At 66.0% G+C, this 13491-nt stretch carries 16 protein-coding genes; 6 read left to right on the forward strand and 10 right to left on the reverse strand.

Annotated features, from left to right (window positions below; all coding sequences use genetic code 11):
• Window positions 1-79: 79 nt before the first annotated feature.
• On the reverse strand, window positions 80-1006 hold the full coding sequence (locus QN239_RS05325; RefSeq protein ID WP_499008496.1) for an IclR family transcriptional regulator: 927 nt from the start codon (window positions 1004-1006) through the stop codon (window positions 80-82).
• Window positions 1007-1110: 104 nt separating this feature from the next.
• On the opposite strand from QN239_RS05325, the gene QN239_RS05330 reads away from it, so the two are divergent.
• From QN239_RS05330 to QN239_RS05340, 3 genes are read left to right on the forward strand one after another with little or no spacing between them, the layout of a single operon-like run.
• Entirely contained in the window at window positions 1111-2238 is a 1128-nt protein-coding gene (locus QN239_RS05330) for a hypothetical protein (protein WP_499008498.1), read from the forward strand.
• 2 nt (window positions 2239-2240) lie between these two features.
• The gene (locus QN239_RS05335; RefSeq protein ID WP_499008500.1) at window positions 2241-3035 is read left to right on the forward strand and encodes an SDR family oxidoreductase; all 795 of its coding nucleotides are present in this window, start codon (window positions 2241-2243) and stop codon (window positions 3033-3035) included.
• Entirely contained in the window at window positions 3035-4177 is a 1143-nt protein-coding gene (locus tag QN239_RS05340; protein WP_499008502.1) for a sulfotransferase family protein, read from the forward strand. Before QN239_RS05335 ends, QN239_RS05340 begins: the two co-directional genes overlap by 1 nt.
• Before the next feature lie 2 nt (window positions 4178-4179).
• On the opposite strand, the gene QN239_RS05345 is transcribed toward QN239_RS05340, so the two are convergent.
• Entirely contained in the window at window positions 4180-4590 is a 411-nt protein-coding gene (locus tag QN239_RS05345; protein WP_499016595.1) for a RidA family protein, read from the reverse strand.
• An 82-nt stretch (window positions 4591-4672) separates the two neighbouring features.
• Between QN239_RS05345 and QN239_RS05350 the strand changes: the two genes are divergently transcribed.
• Window positions 4673-5041 carry a winged helix-turn-helix transcriptional regulator gene (locus QN239_RS05350; protein WP_499008504.1) on the forward strand — a complete coding sequence of 123 codons (369 nt, stop codon included), beginning with the start codon at window positions 4673-4675 and terminating at the stop codon, window positions 5039-5041.
• Window positions 5042-5043: 2 nt separating this feature from the next.
• Here QN239_RS05350 and QN239_RS05355 read toward each other — a convergent pair whose 3' ends face one another.
• The 3 genes from QN239_RS05355 to QN239_RS05365 are packed head-to-tail and all read right to left on the reverse strand — an operon-like array spanning window position 5044 to window position 7317.
• Complete coding sequence (locus QN239_RS05355; RefSeq protein ID WP_499008505.1) at window positions 5044-5688, reverse strand: sensor domain-containing protein; 645 nt, start codon at window positions 5686-5688, stop codon at window positions 5044-5046.
• Window positions 5678-6148 carry a hypothetical protein gene (locus tag QN239_RS05360; RefSeq protein ID WP_499008507.1) on the reverse strand — a complete coding sequence of 157 codons (471 nt, stop codon included), beginning with the start codon at window positions 6146-6148 and terminating at the stop codon, window positions 5678-5680. Before QN239_RS05360 ends, QN239_RS05355 begins: the two co-directional genes overlap by 11 nt.
• Complete coding sequence (locus QN239_RS05365; protein ID WP_499008508.1) at window positions 6148-7317, reverse strand: 3-ketosteroid-9-alpha-monooxygenase, oxygenase component; 1170 nt, start codon at window positions 7315-7317, stop codon at window positions 6148-6150. The genes QN239_RS05360 and QN239_RS05365 overlap by 1 nt, the downstream gene beginning before the upstream one ends.
• A gap of 97 nt (window positions 7318-7414) precedes the next feature.
• Between QN239_RS05365 and QN239_RS05370 the strand changes: the two genes are divergently transcribed.
• Window positions 7415-7939 (forward strand): gamma carbonic anhydrase family protein, encoded by a 525-nt coding sequence (locus QN239_RS05370; protein WP_499008510.1) that lies wholly within the window; start codon window positions 7415-7417, stop codon window positions 7937-7939.
• Here the strand turns inward: QN239_RS05370 and QN239_RS05375 are convergent.
• Genes QN239_RS05375 through QN239_RS05395 form a run of 5 tightly spaced genes read right to left on the reverse strand, consistent with a single transcriptional unit; the run spans window position 7926 to window position 12288 of the window.
• A complete protein-coding gene (locus QN239_RS05375) occupies window positions 7926-8549 on the reverse strand; it encodes a hypothetical protein (RefSeq protein ID WP_499008512.1) in 624 nt (207 codons plus the stop codon). The two genes, QN239_RS05370 and QN239_RS05375, sit on opposite strands and share 14 nt — an antisense overlap.
• Window positions 8550-8608: 59 nt before the next feature.
• Entirely contained in the window at window positions 8609-9010 is a 402-nt protein-coding gene (locus QN239_RS05380) for a nuclear transport factor 2 family protein (protein WP_499008513.1), read from the reverse strand.
• On the reverse strand, window positions 9010-10203 hold the full coding sequence (locus QN239_RS05385; RefSeq protein WP_499008514.1) for a thiolase family protein: 1194 nt from the start codon (window positions 10201-10203) through the stop codon (window positions 9010-9012). The genes QN239_RS05380 and QN239_RS05385 overlap by 1 nt, the downstream gene beginning before the upstream one ends.
• Window positions 10203-11261, reverse strand: coding sequence for a thiolase family protein (locus tag QN239_RS05390; RefSeq protein ID WP_499008515.1), 1059 nt, complete (start codon window positions 11259-11261; stop codon window positions 10203-10205). The genes QN239_RS05385 and QN239_RS05390 overlap by 1 nt, the downstream gene beginning before the upstream one ends.
• 13 nt (window positions 11262-11274) lie before the next feature.
• Window positions 11275-12288, reverse strand: coding sequence for a Zn-ribbon domain-containing OB-fold protein (locus QN239_RS05395; RefSeq protein WP_499008517.1), 1014 nt, complete (start codon window positions 12286-12288; stop codon window positions 11275-11277).
• A gap of 59 nt (window positions 12289-12347) precedes the next feature.
• Between QN239_RS05395 and QN239_RS05400 the strand changes: the two genes are divergently transcribed.
• The gene (locus QN239_RS05400; RefSeq protein ID WP_499008518.1) at window positions 12348-13379 is read left to right on the forward strand and encodes an LLM class F420-dependent oxidoreductase; all 1032 of its coding nucleotides are present in this window, start codon (window positions 12348-12350) and stop codon (window positions 13377-13379) included.
• Window positions 13380-13491 lie beyond the last annotated feature (112 nt).

Genomic DNA, 13491 nt, shown 5'->3' on the forward strand with positions numbered 1-13491 from the left:
ATACCGGGCAGACCATGAGTTGCCGCCCATTGGACGATGATTCGGCCGGGAGACCAGTCGCGGTCGCGTTGCGGGAACGCTACGCCCCAGAACTGCGGTCAGTACCCGGCTTCGACCCGCCGAGCTGGGCGGTCAGCGCGGCCGCGCTGGTCATCACCTCGCGGGCTCGTTCGGCGATCTCACTGTCGGTCAGGGCATGCCCGATCTGTAGTGAGACCACCATGACCTGGCGTCGGTGATGGTCGAAGACCGGCGCGGCGATGACGCTGATGTCGTGCCGGGTCTGTGGCCCGGCCTCGCTGTCGTCAGGCAGGTAGACGCGTTCGCCGATATCGGAGACCAATTCGCCCAGCAGCGCTCGTAATTCGTCGGGCAGCGTGCTCGACATCCCGGCCATCAGGGCATACAGCCGGCGGCCACCGGGAGTCAGCCGCTCCACCAGGTAACCCGCGGCACGGCATTCGGTGATCACCCGTTCCAGGCGTTCGCTATCGGTGCGCAGCGGGATGGTGGGTTCCTTGGCCAGCCACTCGCGGACGGCTCGTTCGTCCCACAGCACGAACATCAGTCCGACGGGCGGGGCGAAGGGATAGCTCTGACCGACCCGCACCGCCGGTGGCGTGCCCGTCGGGGCCACCAGTTCCAGCAGGGTGATGCGGTCGTCGACGACACCCGAGAGCGCCGCGGTGGCATCGAACTTCTCGCTGAGTCGTCCCAACTCGGTGCGTGCGGCCGGGCTGACCCGCATCGACTCCTGGGCGGTATGGCCGAGCGCGATCAGCGCCGGGCCCAGCCGGTAGGTCTTGTCCGATGATTCGCGCACCAGGTAGCCGGCCTCGGCCAGGGTAGTGACGATCCCCAGGCAGGTGGGCTTGCTCAGCCCGACCCTGCGGGCCAGTTCGGACAGGCCGAACCGGTCGTGCGGATGGCGTGCCAGGAAGTCCAGGATCGCGACCACGCGGGCGGTGGGCGGTGAGGCGCGCCCGGCCGGTTCCCCGAGTGGCATCGCTACTGGGCCCCCATCGTTGACGCGAACTAGAACGCGTTCTAGTCTCAGGTCGGAAACTCTACCACTACGGTCCAATATTGGAACGCAACGAAGGGGTGAGGATGTACGCACAACCTTTCCTGGACGCCGTCGCCGAGGCTGAACGTCTCGTCACCGAAGCCCCGTTCATCGAATCCGAAGCCGACCTGCTCGAAGGGCTGCAGTATCTGGCCGGCTGCATCGCGGCCTGCACGCACGTCGCCTTCGACTACGACCGCGACCACCCGTTCTTGCACAGCGGCACCGGTCCGTTCACCAAGATGGGGCTGGATAACCCGGACACCATGTATTTCGGCACCCGGGTGCAGCCCGGCCACGAATATGTGGTGACGGGGCGGCGCGGCACCACGACCGACGTCAGCTTCCAACTGCTGGGCGGTGAATACACCGACGAGGTGGTGCCCGACAGTGAGACGGCCTTCGACGACCGCAAGCTGGACATCGCCGCCGACGGCACCTTCGAATGGCGCTTCACCCCGGCCACCCCGTCACAACTGGTGATCCGCGAGGTCTACAACGACTGGGCGGCCCAGCGCGGCACGTTCGCCATCGCGCGGACCGACACCGCCGGCACCGCCCCGGCTGCGCTCACGAAGGAGCTGCTCGAGAAGCGCTATACGGTGGCGGGCAAGCAACTCGTGCAGCGCGTCAAGACGTGGCTGCAGTTCCCGAAATGGTTTTACGACAATCTGCCGGTCAACACGCTGACCGCACCGCGGCTGACACCGGGCGGGCTGGCCACCCAGTACTCCTCGGTGGGGCACTATGATCTTGCGCCGGACCAGGCCGTCGTCATCACTGTGCCGGTCACCGATGCGCCGTACGTGGGCTTCCAGCTGGGCAGTCTGTGGTACATCTCGCTGGACTACATCAACCATCAGACGTCGCTGAACGGTACTCAGGCGCAGGCGGATCCGGACGGCAAGGTCCGCATCGTGGTCTCCGATGCGAACCCCGGCGTGACGAACTGGTGTGAAACCCTGGGGCACGGCAAGGGATATCTCCAGTTCCGCTGGCAGCGGGTGTCGCGCCAGCTGACCGAAGCGGACGGCCCGACCGCGCAGATCGTCGACCTGGCCGACGTGGCGGGGGCGCTGCCGTACTACGACTCGAACAAGATCTCAGACGATGACTGGCGGGCGCGGATCGCGCTGCGCCAGAAGCTGATCGGCGAAAGAATGGTGGGTTGACGATGGCCGGCGCGTTGGGTGGACTGCTGCAGGACAAGGTCGTGGTGATCAGCGGTGTCGGGCCGGCGCTCGGCACCACGCTGGCGCGGCGATGTGCCGAGGAGGGGGCCGATCTGGTGCTGGCCGCCCGCACCGTGGAACGGCTGGAAAGCGTCGCGAAAGAGGTGACCGGGCTGGGACGCCGAGCCGTCGCGATCGGCACCGACATCACCGATGAGGCGCAGGTCGCCAATCTGGTCGAGGAGTCGGTGCAGGCGTACGGCAAGGTCGATGTGCTGATCAACAACGCCTTCCGGGTGCCGTCCATGAAACCGTTCGCCGACACCACTTTCGAGCATATCCGCGAGACCATCGAGCTCACGGTGCTGGGCGCGCTGCGTCTGATCCAGGGGTTCACTCCGGCGCTGGCCGAGGCCAAGGGGTCGGTGGTCAACGTCAACTCGATGGTGGTCCGGCACTCCGATCCCAAGCAGGGCGCCTACAAGCTGGCCAAGTCGGCGCTGTTGGCCATGTCCCAGTCGCTGGCAAGTGAGTTGGGCGGCAGCGGTATTCGGGTTAACTCAGTACTTCCCGGCTATATCTGGGGCGGAACCCTGCAGGGTTACTTCGAACACCAGGCCGGCAAATACGGCACCACCGTGGACGAGATCTACAAGGCGGCCGCGGCCAACAGCGATCTGAAGAAGCTGCCGACCGAGGACGAGGTGGCCTCGGCCATCCTGTTCATGGCCAGTGACCTGTCCAGCGGTATCACCGGGCAGACGTTGGATGTCAACTGCGGGGAGTACAAGTACTGATGACGCGCACCAATGTGGGGACCGTCGAGGACCTGCACGCCTCGGCCGTGAAGGCCTGCGGCCTCGATGATTTCGGCCCCGATGACGACAACTACAAAGAGGCGCTCGGCGTGTTGCTGGAGGCCTATCAACGCGATGCCGATCTCACCGAGCTCGGCAGCAAGATGCAGCGCTTCTTCGTGCGGAACGCCCTTGTCGCCCGTCTGGTCTCCGAGGCGGCGTTCAAGCAGTACCCGCAGCACACCGACGTGCCGATCGAGCGGCCGATCTTCGTGACCGGCCTGCCGCGCACCGGCACCACGGTGATCCACCGGCTGCTCACCGCGGACCCGCGGCACCAGGGTCTGGAACTGTGGCTCGCCGAGTTTCCGCAACCCCGCCCGCCGCGCGAAACCTGGTCGCAGAATCCGGTATTCGCCCAACTCGACGCGCAGTTCACCAAGGCGCACGAGGAGAACCCGGACTACACCGGCCTGCACTACATGACCGCCGACGAGGTCGAGGAGTGCTGGCAGCTGCTGCGTCAGTCGCTGCACTCGGTGTCCTACGAGACGCTGGCCCACATCCCGACCTACTCCCGGTGGCTGGCGGGGCAGGACTGGACCAAGTCGTATCAGCGGCACCGCCGCAATCTGCAGCTGATCGGGCTCAACGAACCGGAGAAGCGCTGGGTGCTCAAGAATCCCAGTCACCTGTTCGCGCTCGACGCCCTGTTCGCGACCTACCCCGACGCGCTGGTGGTGCAGTGCCACCGGCCCGCCGAGACCATCATGGCCTCGATGTGTTCCCTGGCTCAGCACACCACCGAGGGCTGGTCGGACACGTTCCGCGGCGAGGTCATCGGTGCCGATTCGATGGAAACCTGGTCGCGCGGCCTGGAACTCTTCGATGCCGAACGCGCCAAACATGATCCGGCTCAGTTCTGCGATGTGGACTATTTCGAGTTCATCAAGGATCCGATCGGCGCGGTGGAAGGCATCTACCGAACGTTCGGCATCGACTTCACCGATGCCGCCCGCCAGGCCATGGTCGATTCGCATGAAGAGAGCAAGAAGGGTCCGCGAGCGCCCAAGCACACCTACTCGCTGAGCGACTACGGACTGACCGCCGAGCAGGTCAAGGAGCGGTTCCAGGGACTCTAGGGTCAGGGCAGGATCGCGGTGGCTTCCACCTCGACCAGTACGTCCGGTTCGAAGAGCGCGTCCACGCCGATGAGCGAGGCGGGCGGTATGGGCGAGGGCAGTCCGATATCGGTGGCCACCAGATTCATGCCGGCCATGAAGGCCTCCATCTGCTCGGGAACCCATTGGGTGACGTAGAAAGTCAGCCGGACGACATCGCCGAAGCCGGCGCCCGCGCCGGCCAGGGCGGTCGCGGTGTTCCGTAGTGCCTGGGCGACTTGGCCGGCGAGGTCGCCGGGAGCCACCGGGGTTCCGTCGGCGAGTCTGGCTATCTGACCGCTGACGTGGACGTGCCGGGTACCGGTTCCCACCGCGACATGGTGATAAGGGACGGGCTGTAGCAGGCCCGGCGGGCTGAACATGTGCACGGACATCGAATTCTCCTGCCGATCGGTGATGACGTGGTGCAGCATTGATACTTGGTATACGCAGGACACTTCAACGAGACCAGGTTTCATGACCGATACCGCACCGGATTTCGTGATCAGCGCTCAGCACCGCGAACTGCTGGATCAGGTGCTGGACAAATGGTCGTTGAGCGTTCTCAACGAGCTCTGCGAACGGCCTTGCCGGTTCAACGACCTTCGCCGCGCCCTCCCCGCCGTCACACAGAAGTCACTGACCGCGACGCTGCGCAAGCTGGAACGCAACGGCATCGTCGCGCGTGACTTGCTGAGCACACGACCGGTCGCCGTCCAGTACCGGATCACACCGCTCGGTAAGACGCTGCGCCCACCCATCGAGGTGCTGCTGGCCTGGGCTGCCACGCACACGCCGGAGATCGAGAAGGCGCGCCGGCGCTTCGACACCGACGAGTCGCGGTAACCCTAGGCCTTCGTATTGGCCAGCGACTCAATGAGTTTGAGGGCATCGCGGGCCAAGGCGCTCACGTTGTAGCCGCCGACCGATCCGCACGTGGTGATCTCGATCGCGGCGTTGTGGGCAGCGACGAACGCGTTGTCACATGCCCAGTCGGCGGCGTGGAACGACCAGATCACCGAATGCGGCGAGCCCTGGCCGGCGACACCCATGCTGAAGTGGTACTCCCGCCCCTTCATATCGGTGACGGTGAACGGGGTGCGGCACCCTTCCAGCGCGCTGCGGGCGCTGGCGATCGCCGACCGGGCATCGAAATCTGCGGCGTACACCGCGACGATCTCCTCGACATACACCGGCCGGCCCTCGGCGGCCACCCAGTGCCCACCGTCGGTGGCCTCGGGATGATGGTCGACGATGAACGGGGCATCCTTCTCCCGGGCCGCACCGGCGCAGGAATCGGGCACCACGCTGACGAACCGGTTGCCGTCCTTGTCGTTCTGGGCCTGCTTGCTGAGCAGGTCACCCACCTGATTGGCGAGGATGGGGCCGACCCGGGGGGCCGGGTGCGGGGTCGCGGTATCGATGATTCGGGCGCAGCCACTCACCGTGAGGCCACCGGCAAGAACTAGGGCAACGGCGACGTCAGCCGTCACCGGGCGACGGTGCGCTCGACACCTCTTCCAGACAGCCTTCAGCGACGGCATGCCTGATGCTATCTGTCAGCTTCGGACAGGACCGCGCACGGGCGGGATCCCCACCGGTGGACCGAATCTCACTGAACACCGCACACCGCTGCGTTGCCCCGCTACTCCATTGCACCGAGGTCTGTTCCGGGCCGAGCTTCTTGACCTGCACCGTGACATGGCAGAACCGGCAGTCCACCGACACCAGGCCAGAGGTCAGGTAACGCTCCCGGTCGCGCGCGGTGGCCTCCCGGATGGCAGCGGCGCGGTGTGGATCGCCGGCGAAATCCGGTGCCTTCGACCAAGATCCGGGTGCAGTGGAGTCGCCGGCCGGATGATCGTGATCGTCGTCGTGACCGAGCAACTCCAGCATCGACCGGGCCAGACGATCAACGTCCGGCGTCTGGGCCCGCTCGTCGTGGGTGGTCATCAGCTCGGCTGAACTGTTTCTTCCTGGACCTTCTGACTTTCCTGGGCCTTGAGGTTCTCCTCCACCTCGACATGCCACTTCTCGTTGGCGGCCGTGGTGTCGACCTCCATCTCGAAACGGTCGGTCATGTCCGCGGTGACATCGGCGACGTCGACGTAGAACTGCTGGTACCAGCGGCGCATCTGGTAGACGGCACCGTCCTCCTCGACCAGCAGCGGATTGTCGATCCGGGTCTTGTGCTTCCAGATCTCGACATCCTGCAGAAAGCCCTTGCTGACGCCTTCGGTGAACACCCGAGCGAGCTTGTCGGTCGTCGCCTCGTCCAGGCCCTTGGGCTTTTCGACGATGACGCCCCACTGCAGCATGAACGAGTCCTGGCTGACGGGGTAGTGGCAGTTGATCAGGATCGACTCGGCCTTGAAGCCGCCGTAGTTGTTGTGCAGCCAGTTGATCATGAACGACGGGCCGAAGTACGACGCCTCGGAATCCAGTTGAGCCTCACCGTAGGAGGTTCCCAGATCGTTCACATCGGGTCTGCCCACGTTGTGCAGGTACTGAGAGGCGATATGGCCCTCGAACACGTTCTTGAAGTACGTCGGCAGACCGAAGTGGATGTAGAAGAAGTGCGCCATGTCGGTGACGTTGTCGATGATCTCGCGGCAGTTGCTGCCCTCGATGAGCATCGAGTTCCAGCGCCAGTCGGTCCACTCGGCACTGGCGAATTCCGGGATCTCGGGGATACGGACCTCGGGCTGCGGCGGGTTGTTCTCGTGGTCGTGCCACACGAACAGCAGGCCGCCGCGCACATCGGTCTCCCACGCGCGGGTGCGGGCCAGGCGCGGTGTGCGCTTGGCGTAGGGGACCAGCTTGCATTTGCCGTCCCCACCCCAGCGCCAGTCGTGGAACGGGCACGCCACGGTGTCGCCCTTGATCTGGCCCTGCGCCAAGTTGCCGCCCATGTGGCGGCAGTAGCCGTCGAGGATCTTGACCTCGCCGTTCGAGTCGGCGAACACGACGAGCATGGTGCCGAAGATCTCGACGCCGTGTGGTTTGCCGTCGAGGAAATCCTTGACCGGACCAAGGCAATGCCAGCCGCGTGCGTAGCGGTCCGGCAGCGCTCCGGTGTCGATCTCCCTGACACCGACAGTGCCGGTGGTTTCAGTAGTCACGGTGGGCCTCCCGTATCAGTCTTCTAACTAGAACACGTTACAGTTTTGGTCCTCGTTCGCGCAATGCATGCACGCCTACCTGCGGTATATGTGAACCATGCCTCTTTATGAATTCGAGGGCCGAACTCCCGTGGTGGACCCGACGGCGTTCGTCGCTCCGACCGCCACCCTCATCGGCGACGTGCACGTCGCGGCAGGTGCATCGGTCTGGTTCAACGCGGTGCTGAGGGCCGACTACGCGCCCGTCATCATCCGCGAGGGGGCGAATGTGCAGGACGGATCTGTTCTGCATGCACCGCCGGGGATTCCGGTGGACATCGGCCCGGGAGCCACCATCGCCCACGGCTGCGTCATCCACGGTGCCCACATCGGCAGCCACGCCCTCATCGCCAATCACGCGACGGTGCTCGACGGGGCGGTCATCGGTGCGCGGACCCTGGTCGCCGCCCACGCGCTGGTGGTCGGTGGCACCAAGATTCCCGACGAGGTACTCGTCACCGGGGTGCCGGCCAAGGTCAGGGGGCCGATCGCCGGCACCGGCGCGCAGGTCTGGATCGACACCAACGCCCAGGCCTACCAGGATCTGGCCCGCCGCTACCGCGAGGGCCTCAAGGTTGTGTAGCCAGGCCGGTCCGCAGGGCGATCGCCTGCATCTTGCCGACTTTGGTGATGAATGGGTCGGTGGTGACGTCCCCGATCGCGCTCTGGAATTCCAGCCGTACCAGGGCCCGGTCCACGGTGAAGAACATCAAGGTGACCGATTTGTCCTCTTCTGGCTTGGCGCCTTTGACGACGACGCCGCCGTTGCCCACCGCGATGGGTTGCGGGGTGCCGCCTGCCACCAGCGAGGGCAGCGTCGCCTCCGCCTGCTTCAGGGTCGCCGCGGCGGTGGCAGCGTCCGGGTAGATCAACACCACGGTGCTGATCGCGCGGTCGTCCTTGTCGTTGACGAAGAACGCGCTGGCGCCGGGTTGGCCGTCGGGCTGTGACTGCGTGGACTGCTGGTGGAAAGTGTCCTGTTCGTCACTGAGGTCGTCGGCGGTGAGCAACAGGCGCTCGTACTGCGGTGCGGCCTTGCTCTTCGAGGAGGGCGTGGTGGTCGATGACGAGGGCTGTGCGGGAAAGCCGGGGAGACTGGTCGCGGCAGGTGTGCTGCCGTCGGTACCGGCGCAACCGCTGATCAGGAAGGCGGTGAGGGCTGAAAGGACGGTGGGGAAAATGAAGCGGCGCAAGGTGGTCTGTTGACTCTTGGGAACTGGACGATGAATGTCCCCAACGGTACGCGAACCACTCAGATCTTGCGTGCGCCCGCGGTGGCCGCCGCCACCTCCCAGTAGGCGCGGAGCGCCGCGATCTTGCCGTCGGTGTTCACCCGGTAGGTGAACACCCCTTCGGCCTGCACGCGGTACCCGCCCGCGACGATCACGATGTGACCGACGTTGGCCTCCTCGTTACCGCAGACGTAGGTCTTCTCGAAGTGGAATTCCAGCTGGCTCGGGGCGATCGCCTTGTCGAAGAACGCGGCGATCGCCGCTTTGCCGCGATGGCCCTTGCCCTCGGGGTCGAAATGCGACGGACCGATCGGGTCCTCGACGATCGCGTCATCGGCGAACAGCGCGAGCCAGGCTTCCTTGTCGCGGGCGACGGCCGCTTCCCGCGACCGCCGCCCGGCAACCGTCACCGGGGCCGTCATCAGGACTGACCCGCCGGCTTGTCGCTGGAGACCACCCACATGGAGAAGTACTGCGCACCGCCGCCGTAGGCGTGCCCGAGTGCCTTGCGCGCACCGGGCACCTGGTGGTCACCGGCCTTGCCCATCACCTGGATCGCGGACTCGGCGAACCGGATCATGCCCGAGGCGCCGATCGGGTTGGAGGACAGCACGCCGCCGGAGGCGTTGAACGGGATGCGGCCGCCGATCGCGGTCTCGCCGGCCTCGGTGAGTTTCCAGCCCTCGCCCTCGGGTGCGAAACCGAGGCTCTCCAGCCACATCGGCTCGTACCAGGAGAACGGGACGTAGACCTCGGCGGCGTCGATCTCGTCGATGGGTGAGGTGATCCCGGCGTCACGCCACAGCGCGGCGGCGGCATCCCGGCTGGCCTGCGGGTTGACCTGATCGCGCCCGGCGTAGGCCAGCGGTTCGGTCCGTAGCGCGGTCGCGTGGATCCAGGCGACGGGATTTCCCTTGGCGATATGAGCTTCTGCTGAGCTTTCATCGCCGATCACCATGGCCGCCGCGCCGTCGGAGGACGGGCAGGTCTCGTCGTAGCGGATCGGATCCCACAGCATCGGGGAGGACATCACCTTCTCGACGGTGATATCGGGCTGGTGCAGATGCGCCAACGGATTCTTCGCGCCGTTGAGCCGGTCTTTGACCGCCACGATGGCACCGATGTGATTGGGGGCGCCGGAGCGCCGGATGTACGCGCGGATGTGGGGAGCGAAGTACCCGCCTGCGCCGGCGCCGACCGGTTTGGTGAACGGCACCGGAATGCTCAACGCCCACATGGCATTCGACTCGGATTGCTTCTCCCACGCCATGGTCAGCACGCGCTTGTACTTGCCGGACTGCACCAGGCTGGCCGCGACGATGGCGGTGGAGCCGCCCACCGAACCGGCGGTGTGCACCCGGATCAGCGGCTTGTTCGTCGCGCCGGTCGCGTCGGCCATGAACAGTTCGGGCATCATGACGCCCTCGAAGAAGTCGGGCGCCTTGCCGACCACCACGGCGTCGATATCGTCGAATGTGGAATCGGAGTCCCGGAGCGCTCTATCTATGGCCTCACGCACCAGGCCGTTCATCGACACGTCGTGACGCTTGGCGACGTACTTCGTCTGCCCGGTACCCAGCACCGCGGCGAGTTTCTTACCCGATTTCGGAGCCATCAGGCTTCTCCCTCCAGGACGGCAACCAGGTTCTGTTGCAGCGCAGGGCCGCTCGTGGCGTGCGCCAGTACGCGCTGGGCGGAACCGTTGAAGATGTGCTGCGCGGCGAAACCGATGCGCTCCAGCCCGGCCGAGAACATCGGGTTGGCGGCCAGCGCCCCGCCCGACGGGTTCACCGACGTCTTCGACCCCAGCCCGATCGCCTCGGTGAGGATCAGCTGCTGATGGGTGAACGGGGCGTAGATCTCGGCGACCTCGATCGAACCCGTATCACCGCCGGTTGCCGCCCTCGCGGACGCCGCCGTGGACGGTGAGGTGGTCAGGTCACGGGCGCCCAGGATCGGCGTCTCGATGCGGTGCTCGAAACCGGTGATCCAGGCCGGGTTCTCGCGCAGCTCGCGGGCCCGATCACCCGTGGCGAGCACGATCGCCGACGCGCCGTCGGTGATCGGTGCGATGTCGTGGCGGCGTAGCGGGTCGGCGAAGTACGGCCGGGACAGCAGGTCGTCAATGCTGCCGGTGACCTCTTCTCGGTCGGTACGGCCCCCGGCTGCATAGGAATCGAGTGCCACCTGGGCCATCTGCTCGGCAGTCCATTTGCCGGCATCCAAGCCTGCCCGGGCCTGCAGTCCCGCCATCGACACCGAATCCGGCCAGAGCGGCGCGACCGTGTACGGGTCGGTCTGCAGCGACAGGACACGCCGCAAGGTTCCGGCCGAGGACTTGCCGAAGCCGTACACCAGCGCGGTCTCCACCTGCCCGGTCAGCAGTTTGATGTAGGCCTCGTACAGCGCCCACGCCGCGTCCATCTCGACATGCGACTCGTTGATCGGCGGGATCGCGCCGATGGAGTCGATCGCGGAGATGAACGAGAAAGCGCGGCCGGCAAGGTAATCCGAGGATCCGGAGCACCAGAAGCCGATATCGGTCTGCTTGAGGCCGAGCTCTTCGTAGAGCTGGTGGAAGCACGGCATCAGCATCTCGACGCCGTTGGTGGTGCCGTCGGTGCGGCGGACGTGGGGCGCGTGTGCGAAGCCCACCACTGCGATTTCGGTCATCAGTTCGGGCCCTTTACAGGTGGTGCTTGTAGGAGTCGTAGTCGGCATCCGGCTCGCCGGTGGGCTTGAAGTAGTCGATGTTGTCGATACCCAGACCCCATTCCTCGCGCGGCTTCCACACGGCCTGCACCCGCATGCCCATCCGGACATCCGCCGGGTCGATCTCCACGACCAGGTGCAGGAACGGGATGTCGGCGCCGTCGAGCAGCACGTAGGCGGCCACGTAGGGCGGCTTGATCCGCTGCCCCGGGAACGGGATGTTGATGATCGCGAAGGTGGTGACGGTGCCCCGGTCCGGCAGCTCGATGAACTCGTCGAGCTCCAGACCCGTCGCGGGATCGGCTTCCTTCGGGGGGAAGTAGACCTTGCCCGGCTGTCCGTCCCGGCCGTGCTTGGTCCGGGCGCCGAGTAGCTTGCCCTCTTGGAGCGCCTTGAGGAACGTGGTCTCGGGCAGCGACGCGGTGTGCTGGATCTCGATGAAGCTGGGCGTCACCTGCACGGTGACGGGGTCCCTGGGATCACCCGCGTCGGGTGCGCCCGCCGGCTCGGATTCCTCACCGGGCACGAAGTAGGCGATATCGGTGATGGCGCCGACCGGTTCGTCGATCCAGTGCGCATGCACCCGGTCACCGGTCTTGATGTCCGGGGCGCCTCCGACATCGACGGCGTGCAGCAGCGCGGTGTCCGCGCCGTCCAGCAAGATCAGCGCCCAGGCGAACGGCCGGTCCAGTGGCTGGCCTTCCAGCGGGGTGGACTGCCAGGTCCAGGACTGCACCGTGCCGACACTGCTGACGGGCACCACCTCGGTCAGGGCCGCGTAGGTGACGGGGTCATACTCAGCGGGCGGTACGTGTACCCGGCCATCCGACCCGCGAACGCCGACGATGCGTCGCATCCGCAGGGCGGTGAAGAACTGGGACAGGAGTGGTCCGACTGAACGGGTGTAGTCGAATGCGAGCTTCAACGGCGCCGAGAGAGGCCGCTCATGCTCGTCGATCTGCACCGGGCTGCTTTGGCCTGTGGTCACGGCATCGAGTAGAACAGGTTCTAAGAATGGTTTCAACCATGGGTCGGAAGGTGGGCTAAATGAAACTGGGTTTGCAGCTTGGTTACTGGGGCGCGCAGCCGCCGACCAACCACGCCGAACTCGTCGCGGCGGCCGAGGAGGCGGACTTCGACACCGTCTTCACCGCCGAGGCATGGGGGTCGGACGCCTACACCCCACTGGCCTGGTGGGGCCGCGAAACGACGAAATTGCGGCTGGGCACCTCGGTGATCCAGCTGTCCGCGCGCACCCCGACCGCGTGCGCGATGGCCGCGCTGACGCTGGATCACCTCTCCGGTGGCCGGCACATCCTGGGTCTCGGCGTGTCCGGCCCGCAGGTGGTCGAGGGCTGGTACGGCGCGAAATTCCCCAAGCCGCTGGCCCGCACCCGCGAATACATCGACATCCTGCGCCAGGTGTGGGCGCGGCAGGCACCCGTGCACAGCGCCGGCCCGCATTACCCGCTGCCGCTGACCGGTGAGGGCACCACCGGGCTGGGCAAGAACCTCAAGCCGATCACCCACCCGCTGCGCGCCGACATCCCGGTGATGCTGGGCGCCGAAGGACCCAAGAACGTGGCACTGGCCGCCGAGATCGCCGATGGCTGGCTGCCGATCTTCTACTCGCCGCGGATCGCGGGTATGTACAACGAATGGCTCGACGAGGGCTTCGCCCGTCCCGGCGCGCGCCGGACCCGCGAGACGTTCGAGATCTGCGCGACCGCGCAGGTCGTCGTGACCGACGACCGCCCGGCCATCATGGAGCTGATGAAGCCGCACCTGGCGCTCTACATGGGCGGAATGGGCGCCGAGGACACCAACTTCCACGCCGACGTCTACCGCCGGATGGGCTACGCCGAGGTCGTCGACGACGTCACCAAACTTTTCCGCAACGATCGCAAGGACGAGGCGGCCAAGGCCATCCCGGACGAACTCGTCGACGATTCGGCGATCGTGGGCAACCTCGACTACGTCAAGGAGCAGATCAAGGCCTGGGAAGCGTCCGGCGTCACGATGATGGTGGTCGGCGCCCGGTCGGTCGAGCAGATCCGTGATCTCGCGGCATTGGTGTAGACACTTTCTTGCAGTTGTCTAGAACGCGTTCTAGATTTGGCGTGTGACCCCCGCCACTGGCTCTGCGCGCGAGCGCTCATCGCAACACACGGTCGCCGGCACCGTCCTGACG

It is taken from the genome of Mycolicibacterium sp. Y3, from assembly GCF_051188035.1.
In the GTDB taxonomy this organism is placed as follows: Bacteria; Actinomycetota; Actinomycetes; order Mycobacteriales; family Mycobacteriaceae; genus Mycobacterium; species Mycobacterium fluoranthenivorans.

Coding starts and splice junctions, on each gene's coding strand:
- QN239_RS05325 (WP_499008496.1), bottom strand. CDS start 1,006: ATGCCACTCGGGGAACCGGCCGGGCGCGCCTCACCGCCCACCGCCCGC.
- QN239_RS05345 (WP_499016595.1), bottom strand. CDS start 4,590: ATGTCCGTGCACATGTTCAGCCCGCCGGGCCTGCTACAGCCCGTCCCT.
- QN239_RS05390 (WP_499008515.1), bottom strand. CDS start 11,261: ATGACCGAAATCGCAGTGGTGGGCTTCGCACACGCGCCCCACGTCCGC.
- QN239_RS05370 (WP_499008510.1), top strand. CDS start 7,415: ATGCCTCTTTATGAATTCGAGGGCCGAACTCCCGTGGTGGACCCGACG.
- QN239_RS05350 (WP_499008504.1), top strand. CDS start 4,673: ATGACCGATACCGCACCGGATTTCGTGATCAGCGCTCAGCACCGCGAA.
- QN239_RS05330 (WP_499008498.1), top strand. CDS start 1,111: ATGTACGCACAACCTTTCCTGGACGCCGTCGCCGAGGCTGAACGTCTC.
- QN239_RS05400 (WP_499008518.1), top strand. CDS start 12,348: ATGAAACTGGGTTTGCAGCTTGGTTACTGGGGCGCGCAGCCGCCGACC.
- QN239_RS05335 (WP_499008500.1), top strand. CDS start 2,241: ATGGCCGGCGCGTTGGGTGGACTGCTGCAGGACAAGGTCGTGGTGATC.
- QN239_RS05380 (WP_499008513.1), bottom strand. CDS start 9,010: ATGACGGCCCCGGTGACGGTTGCCGGGCGGCGGTCGCGGGAAGCGGCC.
- QN239_RS05340 (WP_499008502.1), top strand. CDS start 3,035: ATGACGCGCACCAATGTGGGGACCGTCGAGGACCTGCACGCCTCGGCC.
- QN239_RS05360 (WP_499008507.1), bottom strand. CDS start 6,148: ATGACCACCCACGACGAGCGGGCCCAGACGCCGGACGTTGATCGTCTG.
- QN239_RS05385 (WP_499008514.1), bottom strand. CDS start 10,203: ATGGCTCCGAAATCGGGTAAGAAACTCGCCGCGGTGCTGGGTACCGGG.